The sequence below is a fragment of the Sphingopyxis sp. NJF-3 genome (assembly GCF_053514865.1).
The window spans coordinates 1,377,330-1,397,732 of sequence record NZ_CM130726.1 but is presented as its reverse complement, the minus strand read 5'-3'; the positions used below and the strand labels follow the sequence as shown (position 1 = coordinate 1,397,732).

Below are 20,403 nucleotides of genomic sequence, written 5' to 3'. Positions count from 1 at the left end.
GGTGATGCCCGGAGCGAAGTCCGATCACCGCGCCGCGCGCTTGCGCCACTTCGTCCACAGATGCCGCGCGAGCAGCACCGGCGGCATGCGCAGCCAATGCGAGCGGATGTAGAAAGCCTGCTGAAGCGTGAAATCGCTCGCGCGGCCCCAGTCGTCGCGCGCGAGCAGGCGACGGCGGAACCAGCGGTCACGCGGGTCGCTCCGGTCCCAGCCCTCGGGCAGCGCGGCGCCGTAGAGATCGCGCGCCAGCCGCGCGGCGCGATGCACCACCGCGCGCAGACCATGCTTGGCGGCGCGCGCGTCGAGCCGCCCCCAGAAACCCCGATCGGCAGCGGCGAAATCGCGCGTCAGGCAATGGAAATCCCAGAGATTGCGCAGCCCGCCCTGCAAATCGCCGTCGGCGAGCAGATGCGCCGCGCAGTGGCAGGCCATGTCGGCGGGCGCCAGCACCGCGAAGCCGCTTTCGGTCATCACCGCGTCGGCCACCAGCGCCAAGGGATCGGGCGTCGTACGATGCGTCTGCGGCAGGATCGTGTGGTGGACGTCGACCATCCGGTCGCGCGATTTATGGATCAGCGGCGGCAATTCGTGCATATGCTCGCGGTAATAGGCGTCGTCATAGGGGTCGGACTTGACCCATTCCCACCCTGCCTCGAGCAGTTCATTCTCGGCGCGGCCGATGTCATGGACGGGGACGAGGATGTCGAGATCGCCGATCTGCCGCCCCTCGGCGCACGAAAGCCCCGCCGCGGCATAGGCGGTGCCCTTGAGCAGCACGAACTCGATCCGCTCGCTCGCCAGCGCGCGGCGCGCCATTTCGGCCTCCCACAGCGCCTGCTGCGTCGCGACCGCGGCGGCGGCGCGCTGGTCGGCAAAGAGCGCCGCGACCGGCGCGGGCAAGGCCGCACCCTTCAGCCGGTGCGCGAGCGTCGCGAGCATCGCCTCGGCGCGCGCGACGCCGATCACCCCGTCCCAGTCGCGCGGGGTCAGCGTCGCCGCATCGCGCCGCCCGGCGAGCAGGTCGACGAGGGTCCGCACCGCGCTCACCGCGCCGCCTCGGCCCAGAGCTGCTCGACGAGCGCCAGCCCTGCCGCGCTGTCGGGATAGGAAATGCCGAACGCCGGCACCGCGCGCACCAGTCGCGTCAGCGCCTCGAACCCCGCCTCGCCGAGCGCGGTGTAGTTGGTCGACGCCTCGGTCAGCCGGACGAAAGCCTCGCCCTCGCCCATCGGTTCGATCGCCGTGGCGCCGCCGAAGCGCGGGAAGAGCAACAGCGCGGGGCGCGCGGGTTCGTGCATCGCCGCGATCGCATCGGCGCGCGGGATCAGGTGGCGGATGTCGCCCTTCGGCGTCCCCGCGAGCAGCGGCCCGAGCCGCGCGGCATCGACCCGCGCCGCCATTTCGGCGATCGCCTCATTCTTCAGGCTCACCGCGCGCGGGAAGGCGAGCGCGTCGCCGCTCGCGGGGTCGATCAGCGTGAATTCGTCGCCCATCAACCGCCAGCCGCCCCCATCCCCGCTTTCGCCGAGCAGCGCCGCCAGCGTCGACTTGCCCGATCCCGAAACCCCCGACATCAGGACGCTGCGCCCGCCGCGCGCCACCGCGCTCGCGTGGAGCAGCAGGTGTCGCCGCCAGCCGAGCGCGACCTGCAGGTTCATTCCCATTTCGGCGGCGAGCAGCCCCATCGAGAGCGGCAGCGGCAGCGCGTCGGGGACGACGAAATCGCCGCCGATCTCTACCGACGGCCGCAGCCAGCGCCGCCACGGCCGCGCCGCGAACAACCGCACCGTCGCGTCGGCGGGGCGCGCGGGGTCCTGCGGGTAGCCGGCGTAGAGCCGTTCGAGTGCGGCGACCGGCGCGCGCCAGTCGCTGCCGATGCGGAACTGCACCGGGCCGACCGCGATGCGCGTGCTATGCTTCATCCGGCGCCACCAGGCCGAGGCTCGCCAGCTCACGCAGCCGCTCGCCGAGGATCGCGCGCGTCTCCGCCGCGTCGGGAAGGTCGAAGCTCGCCGCGAGCCGCGCGGCGAGCAAGGCCGCGTTGCAGGCTTCGCCACTCATCGCCTCCAAAATCTCGGGCAGCGGCGACACGACGAGATGGGTCTGCATTGACCGGCGGTCGAAGATCGCGGTCAGTTCGCCCAGCCGCTCGACACGCAGCGCCTCGACCGGCGCGGCGCGATAGAGGGGGTCAGCCATAATCCTGGGCGGCGGCGATAAGCTTGGCGAGGATCGCCATCAGCGCGGTGCGCTCGGACGCGCTGATATGCGATTCGAGCCGCTCCTCGGTGGCCAGCGCCGCGGGGACGATGGCGTCGTAAAGCGAGCGGCCGGTCTCGGTGAGGTCGAGGTGGTGCGATCGCCCGTCGGCCTCGTGCGCCTGGCGCGCGATGAGTTGGCGGTCGGCGAGCGCCTTGGCGGCGCGGTTGACCGTCACCTTGTCCATCCGCGTCGCCTGCACCAGCTCGCGCTGGGTCAGCGGCTTTCCTTCGCCGAGCACCGCCATCAGTCGCCATTCGGGAATCTTGAGCCCGAACTTGTTCTGATAATCGGCGGCGATCCGTTCCGACAGCGCGTTGGAGGCTATCGACAGGCGATAGGGCAGGAACTGGTCGAGGTTCAGCGTCTTGGCGGCCATAACCCGTATTTATCGCCTGTTCGGCGTCTGTGAAGACGGGCTGGCGATTAAATCCGCCTAAAAGGACAGCCGCGCGCCGACCCACAGCGTCCGCGGCGTCGCGCGCTCGACGATGCCCGCCGAGGAAATCGCGGCGGGCACGAGCGCGTCGAACAGATTTTCGCCGCGCGCCTCGAGGCTGAGCGCATCCGAAAGACGCCACGACAGCCCGGCGTCGAGCGTCACCGCATCGTCCAGCACCTGAAGCCCAAGGTCGTCCTCATTCTGCTTGCCGACATAGCGCAGCGTCGCAAAACCGCCGAACGGGCCGGCACCGTCGCTGCGCAGCGACAGGCTGCCGCTGTGCTTCGCGACCTGCGCCGGACGCAGCCCGTCGAGCACCGCTGCCGCGCCCGAGGCATCGACGCGCGCGTCGGTGAAGGCGTAGCTCGCGCGCAGCGTCAGCGGGCCGAGCGGCGCGTCGGCGCTGACCTCGACCCCCTTGCTGTCGATCGCGTCGAGATTCTGCCGCTGGCTGTAAGTCGCGCCCGCCGCGACGAAGCCGACACCGAGGAAATTGCCCGGCCCCGTGCCGAGCGTGACGTTGGCGATCGCATTTTCGAGCCGGTTGCGAAACAGCGTGACTCCGACGTGCGCGCCGCCGAGCGTCAGGTCGGCGCCCACCTCGCCGCCCCACAGCCGCTCGGGACGCAGCAACTCGTTCGCCGCCGTCGCATCGGGGCCGACTCGGAACGGCCGGTAGAGCTCGTTGAGCGTCGGCAGCCGCCAGCCGCGATACATGGCAGCGCGGATCGCGACCGGTCCGGCGTTCCAGCGCAGCCCGGCGCGTCCGCTCGCCTCCCACCCCTGCCGCGCGGCATAGTGCGCGTCGGTGATCACCGGCCCGGCGATATTGGTCTCGAAACGATAGCCCGCGCCGAGCCACCAGCGGTCGACGCGCGCGCTCGCGGTCCAGACGAGCCCGTCATCAGGGTAGCAAGAGGTCCATTCGGCGAAAACGCCCAGCGTATCGCTGCTGCCCCCCGCCTCGCGCTGCCGGCCCGGAACCGGGCCGGTAAAGAAATACGCCTCTTCGGTGCGCCCGACGGTGCGACGCCAGTCGATGCCGACGCGCAGCGGATTTTGCGCCCCGAACGCCGGGCGCAATTCGATCCGTGCGCCGATGCCTGTCGCGGGCACATGCTGGTCGAGCGCGGGGTTCGCCGTATCGCGATCGGCGGGCACGCTCGCAAAGCCCGTGTCGAATTCGCGCAGCTGGACATAGGCGAGCGCGCTGACCCGCCACCCTGCGGTGAAGCCGGGATCGACGATGTAACGGAGGCTGGCGTCGAGGCCATCGGTCCGGCTTTGGCTATGGTCGGTACCGCGGTCGCGGCGATCGAAAAAACCGCGCATCGTCGCTTCGATCCGTCCGAAATCCCCCGTCAGCGCCTGCACGCGGATGCCGCCGCCGCCCTGACGATAGGGCGCCGCGCGGTCGGCGGCGCCGCGCTGTCCGGCGATCACCGGGATGAACCCGTCGCCGCTGGCGAAGCGCGCATCGACCGCGACCGCTCCTTCGCCCAGATTGCTGCCCGCACTGGCCGAAAGATCGACGCTGCCGCGCGACCCATAGGCGGCGCTGGCGTCGGCGCCATAGGTCAGGCTGCTGTGGAGCGCGACCGTTCCCGCAAGCGCACCGGGACCGTCCGCGCCGCCGCCGCCGCCACGCTGGATACGCACCCCGCCAAGCTTGACCGCGTCGAAACTGCTCCAGGCGATCCAGCCGCCGAAGGGGTCGGTTTGCGGCACGCCGTCAAGCAGTACGACCGCGCGGCTCGACGCATTGCCGCCCAGGCCGCGCAGCGTCACCCCCTGACTCGTCGGATGCGCGGAACGGCTGTCGGAGCGGCGGAACTGGGCGATTCCGCCCTCGTCGCGCAGCCGGTTTTCCAACCGCGCGCCAAGCCCCGGCGCGAGATCGCGGATCAAGGTGACGTCCTGCACCGTGTCGCCGAGCGGGGGTGCCAGACTGCCCGACCCGGTCACCACGATGGTTTCGACCGTCTCGTGACGAAGGATGAGAGAAAGATCGTCGTTTCCGCTATCCGCTTTCTGCGCCATCGCCGCCGCCGGCAGCGCCAGCGCGGCCGCACCCGCCAGCAACCGGATCACGCCGGCTTCACCGCGTCGGGGTGCGCCTTTTGGAACGCTTCCAATTCCATGCAGGCGGCGTCGATCGCGACGAGGCGCGGAAAGGCGTCGAGCGGTACGTCGAAGCGGCGCGCATTGTACATCTGCGGCACCAGGCAGCAGTCGGCGATCCCCGGCGCGTCGCCGCCCAGATAGCGCCCCTCGCCCGCCCCCGACTCTGCCATCGCCTCGAGCGCGTCGAAACCCTCGAGAATCCAGTGGCGATACCAGTGATCCTTGGTCTGCTCGTTGAGCCCGAGGTCGCGTTTCAGATATTTGAGCACGCGCAGATTGTTGAGAGGATGGATGTCGCACGCGACGACATGCGCCTGTGCCAGCGCGACCGCGCGCGGCATCGCCTCGTCGGGGATCAGCCGCGGTTCGGGGTAGGCGCGGTCGAGCCAGTCGATGATCGCGAGGCTCTGGATGATCGCCTCGCCGTCCGCCACCAGCATCGGCACGAAGCCCTGCGCGTTCTGCGCGAGATAGGCCTCGCTCTTCTGCTCGCCGGCGATCAGGCTGATCTCGACGCGTTCGTAGGCAAGCCCCTTGAGGTTCAGCGCGATGCGGACGCGGAAGCTCGCCGAGGAGCGGAAATAATCGTGAAGGACGAGGCTGGTCATAAGGTTCTGCGCGTCCCCATCTGATCGTCATCCCGGCGAAGGCCGGGATCTCGACGATGCGTCAGGCCGCAAGGGTGAGAGCCCGGCCTTCGCCGGGATGACGAATATGAGTGAGATGGATTTCGTTCAACCCTGATCGATGCCTAATTCTGAGCGCCCTTCGGCATCCGGGCAATCCATTGCCGCAGCAGCGCGGCGCCTTCCTTGTGCACCGTCGAGCGCCCGACCTCGGGCATCGCGATGCCCGCTTCGAGGCTTTCGAGGCGATAGATGAGAAAGCTGTGATCGGGGTCGCCAGGCTTTATCGCGAACTCCATCCCGCCGCTGCCGCGCCCCGCCGCGGTGGGGCGCTTGCCGATGCCATAGTTGACGCCGACGGGGTCGGTCCAGCGCAGGAACAGCCCGCTGTTCGAGGCGCTGCCCTGCGGGTTGTGGCAATGGCTACAATTGACGTCGAGATAGGCGCGCGCGCGCTGTTCGAGCGAGCCGCTCGCGGGGTCGTCCCAGCGCGGCATCGGCGCGCTGGTCGTCGGCGCCTGGGCGAAGAAGCGCGCGAAATCGGGGCGGCTGAGCGCGGTGCCGAAGTCGATGTTCGCCGCCTTGGGCCCGATCGGCACGATCGTCCCCGCCTTGCTATGGCATTCCTTGCACTGATTCTTGTTCGGCACCGCATAGCGGATGCTGTGCGCCGCGCCGTCGGGGCTCTTGAAGCTCACCGGCACGCGCCGCCCCGCGATGGCGAGCGTCGCGTCCTTGCCGTCGGCGTCCCAGATATAGGGCAGCGCGGTCCAGCCGCTGGCGCGGTGGAGGAGCAGCCGCGTCTCGACCGGCCGCCCGCCATTCTGTTCGGGCCAGCCGAAGCTCTTCACGATCAGGCTGCCGACCGGAAAGTCGATATGCCCGTCCGCTGCGACGCGCGCCTGCTGCCCCGGCGGCACCCAGATCAGCCGGTGCTTTTCGGCATAATCGCTGAACAGGGGCGTGTGCAGCGTGTAGGGCAGCAGCGCATCGACGGGTTCGCTCGTCCCGGCGCGGAAAATCCCGAAGGCGGAGAGCTTCGCCGGCATGTCGGCGCCGTCGATCACCGCCTGGTTCGGCCCCGGTTCGGAGACCGCGACCGCGCCGCTCGCGCACAGCAGCGCCGCGGCGAAGGCTGCGGCGACGCGCCTCACCGGACCCGCGCCTCCATGCTTTCCGGCAGGGTGATGCCGGGCAGCGGCGCCGGCGCCTCGCCCTTCAGGTCGGCGAGCGACGGCTTCGCCTCGCTCTGCGGCGTCCCGACGTCGGGCAGGTTCAGCGACAACACCGCGACGTCGTCGTTGACGATCGCGCTTCCCGCGCCGTCCCACAGCACCGGCGGGATGCTGCCGCCCATCGCCGCCGCGATCTCGGCGCCCCCCGGAAAGGCCGGGGCGAAGCCCGCCTTGCCATGCTGATTGCCCCACACCGCGATATCGCGGGGCAGCGGCTGATATGTCTCGTCCTTGTAGGGATAGCGATAGCCGACGATCATCACATTGGCGGTGCCGTTGTCGGCCAGCATATTGTCGAAGACCTCGACCCGGCTGTTCGCCATCACCAGCACCCCGGTGCCGGTCGGCACGCTGGCGACGATATTGCCCTTCGGCGCGAAATTCGGCGTGCTGTTGTTCTGGACGAGATTGTCGAAGACGCGGACATTGTGGCCGCCCTGCTGCGGCAGGCTGGGCAGGTCGAACACCAATATGCCGCCGGTGTTCCTGGTCGCGACATTGTCGTGGACGTCGGCGTCGTAGCAATTCTCGATCTCGATCCCCGCGACATTCTCCATCGCGATCGAATCGCGCACGACGATATTCTTCGACTGGCCGACATAGATGCCCGCGTCGGACGCGCCGCGGACATAGACGCTGTCGATCAGCACGTCGCTGCTCTCGACCGGATAGATGCCGTAGGCGCCGTTGGTTTCCTTCGGCCCCGCGGTCCATTCGACGCGGAGCTGGTGATAGACGATGCGGTCGGCGCCCTTCGACTTGATGCCGTCGCCTTTCGTGTTGAGCACCGCGAAATTGGTGAGATAGACGTCGTCGGAGGTGACGAGCAGCCCCTCGCCCGCGCCCTGCTGGCCCGCGAAATCGAGGATCGAGCCCTCGCCGTCCTTGGTGCCCGCGCCGCGCACCGTGACATTGTCGACGTCGAGCGACAGCCCGTCGGTCAGCGTCCACGTCCCCGCACCCAGTTCGACGACGTCGCCCGGTTCGGCAAGGATCAGCGCCTCCTGCAATTTCTCGTTCGCGTCGGGGGTGCCGGCGGCGACGCTGATCGTCTTCGCGGCAGCGGGCGCCGTGGCGGCGGCGAGCACGGCAAAGGACAGCAGGGCTGCGCGCGGCAAATAGGTGACTCGCATATCTCTCTCCCTTGTTTTGCCCGTGTCATGCGGCAAGAGTGAGCGGAAGCCAAGCCATGTTGCTGACATCGGTGTAGCTAAAACAGGGGGAGAGGTCGCAATGTTTCCTGTCTATCTCGCGGGCCTCGTCGCGCTCGCGGTTCCGGCAGCCGCCGCGGCGGCTCCGGCGCCGATCACCGGGCGGTGGAAGACCGACGACGGCAAGGGCATCGTCGACATCATGCCGTGCGGCGCCAAGCTGTGCGGCCGCATCCACCGTCTGCTGATCAACCAGCCCGCGGGAGGCCAGCGCGACGAGCGCAATCCCGACAAGGCCAAGCGCGGACGGCAGGTGACGGGGCTGCAAATCTACTGGGACCTGATCCCGCACGACGGCGGCTGGCGCGGCCAGGGCTACAGCCCCGAGGACGGGCGCTATTACAAGGCGCATCTCCGCGCCCAAGGCAACAAGCTGACGATGAAGGGGTGCGTCGCGGTCTTCTGCCGCACGGTGACCTGGACGCGGGTAAGCTGACTCCCTCCTGCGAGCGGGAGGGAGTCTGTCAGGGCGCGTCGCCCAGGATCCAGTCGACCCCGGCGGCGACGTGGATGCGCGCCGCGTCGTAGATCGGCAGCACATTGGCATCGGGATCGACCAGCATGACGAGCTCGGTGCAGGCGAGCACCAGCGCCTGGACGTCCTGCTTCGCGATGTCGGTGATGAAGGTGCGCATCGTGCGCCGCGAATCCTCGGTCACCTTGCCCTGCATCAGCTCGTCGTAGATGATGCGGTCGATTTCCTCGGCCCGGCTGCCGTCATAGGGGGCGAGCGTCAGGCCGTAGCGCACGAGCCGCTGGCGATACCAGGCTTCGGTCATCACGTTGCGCGTGCCGATGACAGCCGCCGACTTGACGCCGTCGGCGCGGATCTTTTCGCCCGTTTCGTCGACGATATGGAGGAGCGGGATCGAGATCGCCGCCCCGACATCCTCCGCCACCTTGTGCATCGAATTGGCCGCGATCATCAGCGCCGTCGCGCCCGCGTCCTCGAGCCGCTTCGCCGATTCGATCAGCACATTCTTCGCGTGCGCCCACTGCTCGGGCGTGGTCAGCCGCGACAGCTCGCAATAGTTGAGGCTTTCAAGCAGGATCGGCGCCGAACAGCTCGTCCCGATCCGTTTCTGCACCCCCTTGTTGAGATGGCGGTAATAGATCTCGGTCGACGCCCAGCTCATGCCGCCGATCAGGCCGATTTTACGCATAATTCCTCCATCGGTTGCGGCACCGGCCCGCTCCCCCACCCGGCCTCCCATAGGATACTATGATCGGGAGGCCGGGTGGGGGAGCGGGCCGGTGCCGCCTGCGCCGTCAGGCGCAGAAAACTAGTGCCCGCCGCCGTTCAGCGCCTTGACGATGTCGTCGGCCATCTTCTTGGCGTCGCCGAGCAGCATCATCGTCTGGTCCATGTAAAAGACGTCGTTGTCGACCCCGGCATAGCCGACCCCGCCCATCGAGCGCTTCACGAACAGGACCGTCTTCGCCTTTTCGACGTCGAGCACCGGCATGCCGTAGATTGGCGAGGTCTTGTCGGTCTTCGCCGCCGGGTTGGTCACGTCGTTGGCGCCGATCACGAAAGCGACGTCGGCCTGCGCGAACTCGCCGTTGATGTCCTCGAGCTCGAACACCTCGTCATAGGGGACGTTCGCCTCGGCGAGCAGCACGTTCATATGGCCGGGCATGCGTCCCGCGACCGGGTGGATCGCATATTTGACGTTCACGCCCTCTTTTTTGAGCACATCGGCCATCTCGCGCAGCGCGTGCTGCGCCTGCGCGACCGCCATGCCATAGCCGGGGACGATGATGACATTCTCGGCCTGGCTCATCAGGAAGGCCGCGTCGTCGGCGCTGCCCGGCTTCCACGGACGCTGTTCCTTCGATCCGCCGCCCGAAGCCGCAGCATCGGCGCCAAAGCCGCCCGCGATCACGCTGATGAAGCTGCGGTTCATCGCGCGGCACATGATGTAGGAAAGGATCGCACCCGACGAGCCGACGAGCGCGCCGGTGATGATCATCGCCGTATTGTGGAGCGTGAAACCCATCGCCGCCGCGGCCCAGCCCGAATAGCTGTTGAGCATCGACACCACGACCGGCATGTCGGCGCCGCCGATCGGGATGATCAGCAGGAAACCGATCAGGAAGCTCAAGGCCGTGATCGTCCAGAAGACGGCTGGCGACTGGTCGGTCAGGAAATAGCCGATCAGGCCAAGGATCGCGGCGAGCGTGCCGAGGTTGATGACGTGGCGCAGCGGCAGGATGATCGGCGCGCCCGACATGTTGCCGTTCAATTTGAGGAAGGCGATGACGCTGCCCGAGAAGGTGATTGCGCCGATCGCGATGCCCAGCCCCATCTCGACGCGGCTGACGGTGAAGATCTGCCCCGCGGCATCGGCGATGCCGAAGGCCCCAGGGTTCAAATAGGCCGCTGCCGCCACCGCGACCGCGGCGAGGCCGACCAGACTGTGGAAGGCCGCGACGAGCTGCGGCATCGCGGTCATCGCAATCTTGCGCGCCATAACGATACCGATGACCGCGCCGATCGCGATGGCGCCGATCACCTCGATCGGGTTCGCGAGCTCATGCGTCAGCAGCGTGGTGACGACCGCGATCGCCATGCCCGCCATGCCGAAGCGATTGCCGCGCCGCGACGAGGCCGGCGACGACAGGCCGCGCAGCGCAAGGATGAAGAAGACCCCGGCGACCAGATAGGCCAGGGCCACCCAGGGATTGATCGGTGCGACGTCGTGCATGTGAAACTTTCCCCTGTCGAGCGCGCCTCAGCAGCTCGCCGAAATTCCGTTTATCAGCGTCTTAACGCTCTTTCTTCTTGTACATCGCGAGCATGCGCTCGGTGACCGCGAAGCCGCCGAAGATGTTGATGCTCGCCATCACCACGGCGGCGAGGCCGAGCCATTTCGACAGCGGCGACCCCGCCGCGGCGCTGGCGATCAGCGCGCCGACGATGATCACCGACGAAATCGCGTTGGTCACGCTCATCAACGGCGTGTGCAGCGCCGGCGTCACCGACCAGACGACGAAATAGCCCACGAAACAGGCGAGAACGAAAATCGAAAAAATGGCGATAAAATCCACCGGCTGCTCCCCTGCTGATTCCGTGCGCGCTCCTATTGCCGACCCGCGCGCGGCGTGTCGACTCCTAAGCGATCAAAAAGGGCGTATCGCTTTCGCTCAGGACGCAAAGGGATGCGCTCGACGACATAAAATGTCGCGGCGCGACTCTTGCCCGCTATGGTCCGGGGATCAGCACCGCGTCGACGATGTGGATCACGCCGTTCTTCTGGGCGATATCATTCGCCGTCATGATCGCTCGATTGCCTCCGGTCGCGGTCAGCAGAATCTTGTCACCGCTCATCGACAGGGTCAGTTCCCGTCCGCTCGCTGTTGCGAGTGCGGCCCTGCCTCCGCCCGCCTTGATCCTCGCCGCGAGATCGGCGGCAGTCAGCTTTCCAGGCACGATATGATAATCGAGCACGTTCGCGAGCACGGCCTTGCTTTCGGGGCGCATCCAGGCATCGCGCGTCGCCACCGGCACCTGCGCGAACGCGGCGTCGGTTGGGGCGAAAACCGTGTAGGGGCCGTCCTGCGACAGCTTCGCGGCGACCCCCGAAGCCGCGAGCGCGGCCGAGAAAATCTTGTGGTCGGGCATGGCGATGACGCTGTCGGCGATCGATTGCGTTCCCTGCCCGCCGGCGCCGATCGCGGCGGCCATATCCGCCATCGTCTCGGTCGGCGGCGGTGCGGGGGTCTTCTGGCATCCGACAAGCGCGAGGCCCAGGATCATGCCCGCCACCAGAAGCTGCCTTGCCACCGCCCTTTTCTCCTCCGAACCGCTGCGAGCCCGCGCATGATGCGACGGCCCGGCCGAAAATCAACGCGACTAGATGGCGAAAGTTTCAGAAGGAAGTCGGGATGGAACGCCGCGCGAGGCTATCCCAGCAACCGCTCGTTCACGACCTTGCCGCCCTGTGTCAGACGCACCGCATTGCCGATTTCCTCGTCGAGCACGGGCTTGCCCGCCTCCTTGTCCCAGAAGGCCGAGAGGAAGTTGAAGAGGTTGCGGCTGAACAGCGCGCTGGTGTCGGCGGGCATCAGCGCGGCGATATTCTGCGCGCCGATCACGGTGACGCCGTGGATCCGCTTCGTCTCGCCCGGCACCGATCCCTCGACATTGCCGCCGCTTTCGGCCGCCATGTCGACGATCACGCTGCCGCTGCGCATCGTCGCGAGCTGTGCGTCGCTGATCAGCCGCGGCGCGGGACGCCCGGGGATCAGCGCGGTGGTGATGACGATATCCTGTTTGGCGATGTGCGACGACACGAGTTCAGCCTGCGCCGCCTTATATTCGTCGGACATTTCGGTGGCATAGCCGCCCGCGCCCTCGCCCTCGATCCCCGCGACGCTCTCGACGAAGATCGGCTTGGCGCCGAGGCTGAGGATCTGTTCCTTGGTCGCGGCGCGCACGTCGGTCGCGCTGACCTGCGCGCCCAAACGCCGCGCGGTCGCGATCGCCTGCAGCCCGGCGACGCCCACGCCCATGATGAACGCCTTCGCGGCGCTCACCGTGCCTGCGGCGGTCATCATCATCGGAAAGGCGCGGCCATAGGCGTTCGCGGCGATCAGCACCGCCTTGTAGCCCGCGAGATTCGCCTGGCTGGAGAGGATGTCCATCGACTGCGCGCGCGTGATGCGCGGCATGAATTCCATCGCCAGCGCCTCGAGCCCCAGCTTCGCATAGGCATCGACGCGCGCGCGCGCGCCGAAGGGGTTCAATCCCGCGGCGAGCCATGCGCCGTCGGCAAAGCCCGTCAGCGTCTCGGGATCGGGGCCCTGAATGCCGAGGATGATGTTCGCGCCCTTCAGCGCATCGGCGCGGCTGCCGACGCTTGCGCCCGCGGCGTTATAATCGGCATCGGCGATCGAGGCTTGCTCGCCTGCCCCCGCCTCGACGGCAACATCGGCCCCCAAGCCAATGAATTTCTTCACGGTTTCAGGGGTCGCAGCGACACGGGTCTCGCCGGCGGCGAGTTCCTTCAGGACGGCAATGCGCATGCCGGGCCGGTCAGGACGCGAGCAGGAGCACGACGAAGGCGGTCACGGCGATCGTGATAATCGCCCCCACCTTGAACAGGCTCAGGAAGCCCGAATAGGTTTCCTGTGCCGCTTTCATATCCTGTTCGGACGCCATGACTATTCCCCTTTTGCTGCTCGCTTCGCGCGCGCGCCGCGCGCGGCATCGAAATCTAGATTCGCGCCGGTCTTAGCCACGCCTCCCGCGATGCTCAAGGGGCGGAATCGTTGCGCGCCGCCCGCGACGAAAGGCGGACGACCTTAATCGCCCCTTTACCCCTCTCGCCTAAACCGGGCGGGAAGAGCGGAACAGCGGCCCGACCAGGCCGGTGAAGGGGCAGATTCGAGAGCGATGGCGAGCACGCGCGACACACGAACGGTGATGATCGTCGACAGCGAACCGGCGCAGCAGCGCTTCCTGTCGGCGCTGGTGTCGCGCGGCGGCTGGCGCAGCACCGTCGCGGCCGACACCGACACGGCGCTTGCCAAGCTGGGCACGCAGGAAGGCATGGCGCTCGACGCCGTGCTCGTCGACCAGGGCGCACCCGGCATCGCCATCCCCGAATTCGTTGCGGAACTGCGCCGCTGGCGCCCCGCGCTGCCGCTGGTCGTCATCACGATGCGGGGCGGAGTCGAGGTCGCGGTCGGTTCGATGCGCGCGGGCGCGAGCGATTTCGTCCAGAAACCCATCGCTCCCGACCGGCTGCTCGGCGCGCTCGACCGCATCGTCGGGGCGAGCGGCCCGCAGGGCGAGTTGCGCCCGCTGACCGAGAAACTCCGCGCGCCACTCGCTTTCGAGGAAATCATCGGGTCGAGCCCCAATTTCCGCAGCGCGCTTGCGATCGCCGCCAAGGCGGCGCGGGCCAAGGTGCCGGTGATGATCAACGGCAAGCCGGGCACGGGCAAGGAAGTCTTCGCGCGCGCGATCCACGGCGCGAGCCCGCGCACGCGCGGCCCGCTCGTCATGGTCGATTGCTCGGCGGTGTCGCCGGGGCTGATCGGTTCGGGCCTGTTCGGCCACGAACGCGGCGCCTTTCCGGGCGCCTTCGACCGCCAGATCGGCCGGCTGGTCCAGGCCGACGGCGGCAGCATCATCATCGATCATGTCGAGTGCATCCCGCTGGAAACACAGGCCAAGCTGGTCGAATTCCTGAACACGGGCGAAGTGCAGATGATCGGCGGCACAATCCGCCAGAGCGTCGACGTGCGCATCATCTCGACCAGCGCGAGCCCGCTCGACAAGCTGATCGAGGCGGGCCATTTCCGCGAAGACCTGTTCTACGCATTGTCGAGCGCGCAATTCACCCTGCCTTCCCTCAGCGAGCGCCGCGGCGACGTCGGCCCGCTGACGCGTCACCTGCTCGCGCGGATCGGCGGGCTGCCCGGCATGGGACCGATCGGCGTCACCGACGACGCGCTCCGCCTGCTCGCCGCCTATGCCTGGCCGGGCAACGTCCGCCAGCTCCAGGATGTGTTGTTCCGCGCCGCGGTCGCGAGCAAGACCGACGTGCTCACCAGCGCCGATTTCACGGCGATCGAGGCCGCGCTCGGCGGCAGCGCGTCGAACGGGCACGGCGAGATCGCGATCAACGGCGAGGCGATCGGCGTCACCCTCTACCTCCCCGACGGCAATCTGCGCCCGCTCGAAGAGATCGAGGCCGATGTGATCCGCCTCGCGATCGGCCACTACCGCGGCCGGATGAGCGAGGTCGCGCGCCGGCTGGGGATCGGGCGCTCGACGCTCTATCGCAAATTGAGCGATCTGGGGATCGATACCGCGGCTTGAGCCAGCCCTCTCCCCTCCCTAAAAGGGAGGGGGGAATCAGGCCGTAAGCGCCGCATCCCTGAGCCCGCGCCACACGCGCAGCGCCTGCCGGTTCTCGGCGATGTCATGCACCCGCAGCAATTGCGCCCCCAGCGACGCCGCCTGATAATGCAGAGCCACCGTACCGCCCAGCCGCTGGTCGGCGGGCGCTTCATTGTCGAGCGCGCCGATCATCCGCTTGCGGCTCGCCCCGAACAGGATCGGACAGCCGAGCGTGTGGAACAGCGCCAGACCGTTCACCAGCGCCAGATTGTCGGCGATCCCCTTGCCAAAGCCGAGCCCCGGATCGACGATGATCTTCGCGGGATCGACCCCCGCCGCGACGCACGCCGCGACGCGTTCGGCGAGCATGTCGTATACCTCGAACAGCACATGATCGTAGCCGCCGCCCTCGTGCGGGTCGCTTTTCGCGGACGGCGCGTGCATCAGCACCACCGGACATCCGGCCCGAACCACCACGTCCATCGCGCGGTCGTCATAGCGGAGCGCCGAAATATCGTTGACGATCGTCGCCCCCGCCGCGAGCGCCGCCTCCATCACCGCGGCCTTGCGCGTGTCGATCGACACCGCGACGCCGCCTTTCGCGAGCGCCGCGACGACGCCCTCGACGCGCGCGATCTCGTCGCCCTCCCAGATCAGCGGCGCGCCCGGTCGCGTCGATTCGCCGCCGACGTCGAGGATCGCCGCGCCCGCCGACGCCATCGCGAAGCCCGCCTCGGCCGCCGCGGCGGCATCGACATGCTTGCCGCCGTCGGAGAAGCTGTCGGGGGTGACGTTGAGGATGCCCATCAGCTGCGGTTCGCCCAGCCGCACCGTCCGTTCGCCGAGCGCCAGCGCGCCGCGCGGGCGCGATACCGCGGCGCGCTGCACCGTCGCCGCCTGCCCGAGCGCGTCGGGCATCGCGGCGATCCAGTCGTCGAGCTCGGGAACCGGCACGATCGCCGATTTCACCGCACCGCCATCGCGCAGGCTGACGTGCCACGCGGCGAACCAGACCATCGTGTCGGCGATCCGCAGACAGGCGTCGTCGAGCTCGTGCGGGCGGTCGACGAAACAGGTCGGGCGGCAATAGATTTTCGCGCTGGTCGAGGCGCTGCCGAGGCCGGGCTTGGTCAGTGGAGTAAACATGCCCTCTCCTCTTGACCGTCATCCCAGCGAAAGCTGGGATCGCCGGCGTCACGGCTGAGCGATAGAGATCCCAGCTTTCGCTGGGATGACGGTTATCTCTTACGCCTCGTTCGCAAGCAGCCAGTCCTGCCGCACCGCATCGATCACGCGCAATTGCTTGCCGTCGTCGTCGACGTGCCAGAAGGTCCAGCCGTTGCAGCTCGGCGCGCCCTGCACGCCCGCGCCGACCTTGTGGATCGACCCTGGCGCCTGTCCCTCGCAATCGAGACTGCCGTCGACGCGCACCTTGGCCTTCCAGCGGCGTTTCGTGTCGGTGAGCACCGTCCCGGGTGCGATCATCCCGCATTCGACGAGCGTACCGAAGGCGACGCGCGTCGCCGCCTTGGGCGCCATCATCGTCTTCACCGCGCTCTCGTCGAGCGGCAGCGCCATCTCGATACGCTCCTTCGCCGCCGCGATATAATCATCCTCGCGCTCGATGCCGATGAAATGGCGCCCGAGCCGCTTCGCGACCGCGCCGGTGGTGCCGGTGCCGAAGAAGGGGTCGAGGATCACGTCGCCGGGGTTCGAGCAGGCGAGCAGGATGCGATAGAGGAGCGCCTCGGGTTTCTGCGTCGGGTGAACTTTCGTTCCGCCCTTCTTCAAACGCTCCTGTCCACCGCAGATAGGGATCAGCCAGTCCGAACGCATCTGCAGTTCGTCGTTCAGCGTCTTCATCGCGCGATAGTTGAAGGTGTAGCGCGCCTTCTCGCCCATCGACGCCCAGATCAGCGTCTCGTGCGCGTTGGTGAAGCGCGTGCCCTTGAAGTTCGGCATCGGGTTCGCCTTGCGCCAGACGATGTCGTTGAGGATCCAATATCCTTGATCCTGCAACGCAGCACCGACGCGGAAGATATTGTGATAGCTGCCGATTACCCAGATGCTGCCGCCCGGCTTCAGGATGCGCTTCGCTTCCCTGAGCCACGCATGGGTGAAACGGTCGTAGGTCGCGAGGCTGTCGAACTTGTCCCAATCATCGTCGACCGCGTCGACCTGACTGCCGTCGGGGCGGAGCAGGTCGCCGCCGAGCTGGAGATTATAGGGCGGGTCGGCGAAGATCATGTCGACCGAAGCCGCGGGCAGCGAGCGCATCATCTCGACGCAATCGCCCTGCAATATGCTGTCGAGCGGAAGGTCCGCCGAGGCCGTTTTCGCCACACGCTGCTTTACTGTCGGGGCCTTGACCCGCTCCATCACACCCATGCCGCTTGCCCCTGTTTCATTGCAAAGAAGGCCTTGATGAGTCCGGCGACAACCGCCGTCAAGCTCAGGATTCTAGGGAATCCGCGTGTCCAAATGGTTAAGGGGATGAGAACGAAAGGAGTCTGCCACGACATATGGAGCCTGTCGCGACCCGGAGACTCAACCACTGGTGGTGTGGCCGGGAGGACTCAGTGGCGAAAAAATATCTCAAAACCTTCTCCCCCTGCGGGAGAAGGATACGGAGCCTTGTCGCTTCAGCGACTAGGTGCAGTTGGATGAGGGGTTGCGAGCCAGAGGCTCGCGCGGTCGCAAGCGACCGCAACCCCTCACCCAGCTTCGACTAGCGAGCAAGCTCGCAAGTCTGCGCAACCCTCTCCCGCAAGGGGAGAGGGAATATCATTAAATCCCCGGATCGACCCCGGTCAGGTCGACCGAGCGTTCCCACAATTCGCGCGCCAGCCTCGGGTCGCGCGCCATGCGCGTCGCGCGCGCCGGACCCGAGCGGCCGGTCACCTCGCCCAGCCCCTGCGGCCCCAGATAGTCGCCGCCCTGGACGTTCGCGCCGGTCGCCGCCTGCAGCGTCGGCCACGCACCCTGCGCCGCGCTGTTGAAGAAGGGCGTGGCGAGCGGGGTCATATAGCGCAGCGGCATCGGCAGGTACCGAGTCAGCTCGGTGAGCGCGACGCCGGGATGGCAGCCGATCGCCTGCGTCGCCCGCCCTACGGCGCCGAGCCGCCGGTCGAGCTCGAACATCGTGAGCAGGTTGGCGAGCTTGCTCGTCTGGTAGCGCTGCCAATTATGATAGCTGCGGCTCGCATCGAGATCGCTGTAATCCATGAGGCCGCCCTTGTGCGCGAGGCTCGCGGTGATCACGATGCGGTCGTCGACATGCGGATGAACAAGGCCCGTGAAGGCGAAGGGGCCGAGGTGATTGACCCCGAACTGCAGCTCGAAACCCTGCCGCGTCAGCGTGCGCGGCGGGATCATCACGCCGGCATTGTTGATCAGCACGTCGATCCGCGGCCCCGCGAGCACCGCCGCCGCCGCGTCGCGCACCTGGTCGAGGTCGGCGAGGTCGAGCCGCAGGAAGCCGAGCTCGGCCTGGGGCGCATCGGCGCGGATCGCCGTCATCGCCGCATCGGCGCGCGCTTCGTCGCGGCAGGCGAGCACGACCTGCGCGCCGCGCGCGGCCAGTATTTTCGCGGTTTCGAAGCCGATCCCGGCGTTGGCGCCGGTGACGAGAAAGCGCCGCCCGGTCTGCGCGCCGACATCTTCGGCGCTGAATCCGCTGCGCATTGCCTCTCCCCTCTTTCGGCGGTCAGACCAGCTGCATTTGCGCGACCGGCGCGAAGCTGGTCCGGTGGAGCGGCGTCGGACCGTGCTGGCACAGCGCCGCGAGATGCTCGCGCGTACCATAGCCCATGTTCGTCGCCCAGCCAAAGGCCGGATAGTCGCGCGCCGCGGCGACCATGATGCGGTCGCGATGCTCCTTCGCGATGATGCTCGCCGCCGAAATGCAGGGGTGCAACGCGTCGCCGCCGATTATCGCACGGGCGCGATATTTCCAGCGCGGCAGCCGGTTGCCGTCGACCAGCACCTCATGCGGGTCGCAGCCCAGCGCCTCGACCGCGCGCGTCATCGCGAGGAAGGTCGCCTGCAGGATGTTGATCGCGTCGATCTCGGCGACGCTCGCTTCGCCGACGCCCCAGCGGCAGCGCGCCTTGATCAGCATTTCCAGCTCGCCGCGGCGCTTCGCGGAGAGCTTCTTCGAATCGTCGAGCCCGTCGATCCCGTCCTCGCACAGGATCACCGCGGCCGCGACCACCGGCCCCGCAAGCGGCCCGCGCCCGGCTTCGTCGACGCCGACCGTCAGATACGCCACGGCGGATACCTCCGATATTCGCCCGCCTGATAGAGGCAGAGGCGGTTCCCCGCGGGGTCGGTCAGCCGCGCCTCGCGCCAGCCCCATTCCTCGTCCTTCGGCATCGCGTCGAAGCGTACCCCGCGCCGCGCGAGATAGGCGACCCAGGCGTCGAGCGCCCCGCTCTCCAGATACGCCGTCGCGCCGCCCGCCGCCCCGTCGCCAAAGTGGATCGACAGGGTCACGCCGTTGGCCGCCTCGAAGCGCGCATAGCCATTTTCGGCGCTATCGACGATCTGCGTCAGCCCCATCTGCTTGTAGAAGGCGACCGACGCTGCATAGTCGGTCGCGGGCAGCGTGATCTGGTTGAGCGCGGGGCCCGTGAACAGCCCGTCATTGCGCACCGCCTGCTGCCCCATCGGGCCGTGCCCCTCGCCCAGTCCCGGGGCATCGAGCAGCGCGAGGCGCACGAAGTCGCGCGCGCGCGCGACCGCGGGCTCGATCGGCATGCCCTGCGCCAGACCGCACGCGATCGCGCTCGCCAGCGTGCAGCCGGTGCCGTGGGTGTGCGGGGTGTCGATCCGCGGCGCCTCCCAGCGCGCGACCTCGCCCGCGTCGGCTTCGAGCAGCCGGTCGGTCACCATATCGCCTTCACCGTGCCCGCCCTTGACGAGCAGCGCGCAGCCGTGCGCGAGGATCGCGTCCTCGCCGCCCAGCGCCGCGAGTTCGCCGAGGTTCGGCGTCGCCACCGCCGCGCGCGCCAGCAGCGCCTCGAACGCGCGGATCGTCGCGGCGTCGGCGAGCACCGATCCGCTCGTCGAAACCATCACCGGGTCGAACACGACCGGGGCGCCGGCGAGGTCGGGCCGAGCCAGCCGCTCGGCGACCGCCGCGGCGGTTTTGGCGCTGCCGATCATCCCGATCTTGACCGCATCGACGCCGATGTCCGACGCGATGCTGTCGATCTGCATCAGCACCATGTCGGTCGGCACCGGATGCACGCCCTGCACGCCGAGCGTGTTCTGCGCCGTGATCGCGGCGATGGCGGTCATCGCGTGGCCGCCGAGCATCGTCACCGTCTTGATGTCGGCCTGGATGCCCGCACCGCCCCCGCTGTCGGACCCGGCGATGATCAGGACGCGAGCGGTCATCGGACAGCCTCGATCAAAGATGTCATCGCGCGCCCGGATGCCGCCGCTCGGTCGACGCGGGGAACTTCGCCAGCGCCGCGCCTTCGCGCAGCGGGCGGTCGAGCAGGTCGCCGCCGCAATTGGGGCAACGCTCGTCGAGCTTGTCGGCGCAATCGGCGCAGAAGGTGCACTCGAACGAGCAGATGAAGGCGCCGTGGATGTCGGCGGGCAGAGCGCGTCCGCAGCGTTCGCAATCGGGTCGCATTTCCAGCAT

At 68.1% G+C, this 20,403-nt stretch carries 22 protein-coding genes; 2 read left to right on the top strand and 20 right to left on the bottom strand.

Translation table 11 applies throughout. The annotated features are described in order from the left end of the window. Positions 1 to 24: 24 nt before the first annotated feature. The 8 genes from ACOTSS_RS06575 to ACOTSS_RS06540 all read right to left on the bottom strand — a co-directional run bounded on the left by ACOTSS_RS06575 (position 25) and on the right by ACOTSS_RS06540 (position 7,819). Entirely contained in the window at positions 25 to 1,047 is a 1,023-nt protein-coding gene (locus tag ACOTSS_RS06575) for a nucleotidyltransferase domain-containing protein (RefSeq protein ID WP_448690706.1), read from the bottom strand. Next, on the bottom strand, positions 1,044 to 1,922 hold the full coding sequence (locus ACOTSS_RS06570; RefSeq protein WP_448690705.1) for an HprK-related kinase A: 879 nt from the start codon (positions 1,920 to 1,922) through the stop codon (positions 1,044 to 1,046). Before ACOTSS_RS06570 ends, ACOTSS_RS06575 begins: the two co-directional genes overlap by 4 nt. After that, positions 1,912 to 2,199 (bottom strand): HPr-rel-A system PqqD family peptide chaperone, encoded by a 288-nt coding sequence (locus tag ACOTSS_RS06565; protein ID WP_448690704.1) that lies wholly within the window; start codon positions 2,197 to 2,199, stop codon positions 1,912 to 1,914. Before ACOTSS_RS06565 ends, ACOTSS_RS06570 begins: the two co-directional genes overlap by 11 nt. Further along, on the bottom strand, positions 2,192 to 2,638 hold the full coding sequence (locus ACOTSS_RS06560) for a MarR family winged helix-turn-helix transcriptional regulator (RefSeq protein ID WP_095384101.1): 447 nt from the start codon (positions 2,636 to 2,638) through the stop codon (positions 2,192 to 2,194). Before ACOTSS_RS06560 ends, ACOTSS_RS06565 begins: the two co-directional genes overlap by 8 nt. Before the next feature lie 57 nt (positions 2,639 to 2,695). After that, the gene (locus ACOTSS_RS06555; RefSeq protein ID WP_448690703.1) at positions 2,696 to 4,792 is read right to left on the bottom strand and encodes a TonB-dependent receptor; all 2,097 of its coding nucleotides are present in this window, start codon (positions 4,790 to 4,792) and stop codon (positions 2,696 to 2,698) included. Continuing rightward, positions 4,789 to 5,433, bottom strand: a complete 645-nt coding sequence (maiA, locus tag ACOTSS_RS06550; protein WP_448690702.1) for a maleylacetoacetate isomerase — start codon at positions 5,431 to 5,433, stop codon at positions 4,789 to 4,791. Before maiA ends, ACOTSS_RS06555 begins: the two co-directional genes overlap by 4 nt. Positions 5,434 to 5,576: 143 nt before the next feature. Beyond that, entirely contained in the window at positions 5,577 to 6,605 is a 1,029-nt protein-coding gene (locus ACOTSS_RS06545) for an SO2930 family diheme c-type cytochrome (protein WP_448690701.1), read from the bottom strand. Further along, positions 6,602 to 7,819 carry a parallel beta-helix domain-containing protein gene (locus ACOTSS_RS06540; protein ID WP_448690700.1) on the bottom strand — a complete coding sequence of 406 codons (1,218 nt, stop codon included), beginning with the start codon at positions 7,817 to 7,819 and terminating at the stop codon, positions 6,602 to 6,604. Before ACOTSS_RS06540 ends, ACOTSS_RS06545 begins: the two co-directional genes overlap by 4 nt. A 100-nt stretch (positions 7,820 to 7,919) precedes the next feature. Between ACOTSS_RS06540 and ACOTSS_RS06535 the strand changes: the two genes are divergently transcribed. Continuing rightward, positions 7,920 to 8,333, top strand: a complete 414-nt coding sequence (locus ACOTSS_RS06535) for a DUF2147 domain-containing protein (protein WP_448690699.1) — start codon at positions 7,920 to 7,922, stop codon at positions 8,331 to 8,333. 28 nt (positions 8,334 to 8,361) lie between these two features. Here the strand turns inward: ACOTSS_RS06535 and ACOTSS_RS06530 are convergent, their stop codons facing one another. The 6 genes from ACOTSS_RS06530 to ACOTSS_RS06505 all read right to left on the bottom strand — a co-directional run bounded on the left by ACOTSS_RS06530 (position 8,362) and on the right by ACOTSS_RS06505 (position 13,061). Next, positions 8,362 to 9,060: an aspartate/glutamate racemase family protein gene (locus tag ACOTSS_RS06530; RefSeq protein WP_448690698.1), complete on the bottom strand. Its 699-nt coding sequence runs from the start codon at positions 9,058 to 9,060 to the stop codon at positions 8,362 to 8,364. Positions 9,061 to 9,180: 120 nt separating this feature from the next. Next, entirely contained in the window at positions 9,181 to 10,605 is a 1,425-nt protein-coding gene (locus ACOTSS_RS06525; protein WP_448690697.1) for an NAD(P)(+) transhydrogenase (Re/Si-specific) subunit beta, read from the bottom strand. A 61-nt stretch (positions 10,606 to 10,666) separates the two neighbouring features. Next, complete coding sequence (locus ACOTSS_RS06520; protein WP_448690696.1) at positions 10,667 to 10,948, bottom strand: proton-translocating transhydrogenase family protein; 282 nt, start codon at positions 10,946 to 10,948, stop codon at positions 10,667 to 10,669. A 154-nt stretch (positions 10,949 to 11,102) separates the two neighbouring features. After that, positions 11,103 to 11,684, bottom strand: a complete 582-nt coding sequence (locus ACOTSS_RS06515) for a fasciclin domain-containing protein (protein ID WP_448690695.1) — start codon at positions 11,682 to 11,684, stop codon at positions 11,103 to 11,105. A 119-nt stretch (positions 11,685 to 11,803) separates the two neighbouring features. Then, on the bottom strand, positions 11,804 to 12,925 hold the full coding sequence (locus tag ACOTSS_RS06510; RefSeq protein WP_448690694.1) for an NAD(P) transhydrogenase subunit alpha: 1,122 nt from the start codon (positions 12,923 to 12,925) through the stop codon (positions 11,804 to 11,806). Positions 12,926 to 12,935: 10 nt separating this feature from the next. Then, positions 12,936 to 13,061, bottom strand: a complete 126-nt coding sequence (locus tag ACOTSS_RS06505; protein WP_448690693.1) for an aa3-type cytochrome c oxidase subunit IV — start codon at positions 13,059 to 13,061, stop codon at positions 12,936 to 12,938. Positions 13,062 to 13,295: 234 nt separating this feature from the next. Here ACOTSS_RS06505 and ACOTSS_RS06500 point away from each other — a divergent pair, with 234 nt between their 5' ends. Further along, complete coding sequence (locus ACOTSS_RS06500) at positions 13,296 to 14,729, top strand: sigma-54-dependent transcriptional regulator (RefSeq protein WP_448690692.1); 1,434 nt, start codon at positions 13,296 to 13,298, stop codon at positions 14,727 to 14,729. A 36-nt stretch (positions 14,730 to 14,765) separates the two neighbouring features. Here ACOTSS_RS06500 and folP read toward each other — a convergent pair whose 3' ends face one another. From folP to ACOTSS_RS06470, 6 genes are all read right to left on the bottom strand, one after another. Then, entirely contained in the window at positions 14,766 to 15,896 is a 1,131-nt protein-coding gene (folP, locus tag ACOTSS_RS06495; RefSeq protein ID WP_448690691.1) for a dihydropteroate synthase, read from the bottom strand. Between the two features lie 99 nt (positions 15,897 to 15,995). Beyond that, on the bottom strand, positions 15,996 to 17,138 hold the full coding sequence (locus ACOTSS_RS06490; protein ID WP_448690690.1) for a DNA methyltransferase: 1,143 nt from the start codon (positions 17,136 to 17,138) through the stop codon (positions 15,996 to 15,998). A gap of 399 nt (positions 17,139 to 17,537) precedes the next feature. After that, positions 17,538 to 18,434, bottom strand: coding sequence for an oxidoreductase (locus ACOTSS_RS06485; protein ID WP_448690689.1), 897 nt, complete (start codon positions 18,432 to 18,434; stop codon positions 17,538 to 17,540). Between the two features lie 22 nt (positions 18,435 to 18,456). Further along, entirely contained in the window at positions 18,457 to 19,011 is a 555-nt protein-coding gene (locus ACOTSS_RS06480) for a ribonuclease HII (protein ID WP_448691301.1), read from the bottom strand. Beyond that, positions 19,008 to 20,150 carry a bifunctional hydroxymethylpyrimidine kinase/phosphomethylpyrimidine kinase gene (gene thiD / locus ACOTSS_RS06475; protein WP_448690688.1) on the bottom strand — a complete coding sequence of 381 codons (1,143 nt, stop codon included), beginning with the start codon at positions 20,148 to 20,150 and terminating at the stop codon, positions 19,008 to 19,010. Before thiD ends, ACOTSS_RS06480 begins: the two co-directional genes overlap by 4 nt. A 22-nt stretch (positions 20,151 to 20,172) precedes the next feature. After that, positions 20,173 to 20,403, bottom strand: coding sequence for a DUF1272 domain-containing protein (locus ACOTSS_RS06470; protein ID WP_448690687.1), 231 nt, complete (start codon positions 20,401 to 20,403; stop codon positions 20,173 to 20,175).

What these genes read in the sequence shown, in the direction of transcription:
- ACOTSS_RS06570 (WP_448690705.1), bottom strand. Translation starts at nt 1,922, where the DNA reads ATGAAGCATAGCACGCGCATCGCGGTCGGCCCGGTGCAGTTCCGCATC.
- ACOTSS_RS06565 (WP_448690704.1), bottom strand. Translation starts at nt 2,199, where the DNA reads ATGGCTGACCCCCTCTATCGCGCCGCGCCGGTCGAGGCGCTGCGTGTC.
- ACOTSS_RS06560 (WP_095384101.1), bottom strand. Translation starts at nt 2,638, where the DNA reads ATGGCCGCCAAGACGCTGAACCTCGACCAGTTCCTGCCCTATCGCCTG.
- maiA (WP_448690702.1), bottom strand. Translation starts at nt 5,433, where the DNA reads ATGACCAGCCTCGTCCTTCACGATTATTTCCGCTCCTCGGCGAGCTTC.
- ACOTSS_RS06540 (WP_448690700.1), bottom strand. Translation starts at nt 7,819, where the DNA reads ATGCGAGTCACCTATTTGCCGCGCGCAGCCCTGCTGTCCTTTGCCGTG.
- ACOTSS_RS06535 (WP_448690699.1), top strand. Translation starts at nt 7,920, where the DNA reads ATGTTTCCTGTCTATCTCGCGGGCCTCGTCGCGCTCGCGGTTCCGGCA.
- ACOTSS_RS06530 (WP_448690698.1), bottom strand. Translation starts at nt 9,060, where the DNA reads ATGCGTAAAATCGGCCTGATCGGCGGCATGAGCTGGGCGTCGACCGAG.
- ACOTSS_RS06525 (WP_448690697.1), bottom strand. Translation starts at nt 10,605, where the DNA reads ATGCACGACGTCGCACCGATCAATCCCTGGGTGGCCCTGGCCTATCTG.
- ACOTSS_RS06510 (WP_448690694.1), bottom strand. Translation starts at nt 12,925, where the DNA reads ATGCGCATTGCCGTCCTGAAGGAACTCGCCGCCGGCGAGACCCGTGTC.
- ACOTSS_RS06505 (WP_448690693.1), bottom strand. Translation starts at nt 13,061, where the DNA reads ATGGCGTCCGAACAGGATATGAAAGCGGCACAGGAAACCTATTCGGGC.
- ACOTSS_RS06500 (WP_448690692.1), top strand. Translation starts at nt 13,296, where the DNA reads ATGGCGAGCACGCGCGACACACGAACGGTGATGATCGTCGACAGCGAA.
- folP (WP_448690691.1), bottom strand. Translation starts at nt 15,896, where the DNA reads ATGTTTACTCCACTGACCAAGCCCGGCCTCGGCAGCGCCTCGACCAGC.
- ACOTSS_RS06490 (WP_448690690.1), bottom strand. Translation starts at nt 17,138, where the DNA reads ATGGGTGTGATGGAGCGGGTCAAGGCCCCGACAGTAAAGCAGCGTGTG.
- ACOTSS_RS06485 (WP_448690689.1), bottom strand. Translation starts at nt 18,434, where the DNA reads ATGCGCAGCGGATTCAGCGCCGAAGATGTCGGCGCGCAGACCGGGCGG.
- thiD (WP_448690688.1), bottom strand. Translation starts at nt 20,150, where the DNA reads ATGACCGCTCGCGTCCTGATCATCGCCGGGTCCGACAGCGGGGGCGGT.
- ACOTSS_RS06470 (WP_448690687.1), bottom strand. Translation starts at nt 20,403, where the DNA reads ATGCTGGAAATGCGACCCGATTGCGAACGCTGCGGACGCGCTCTGCCC.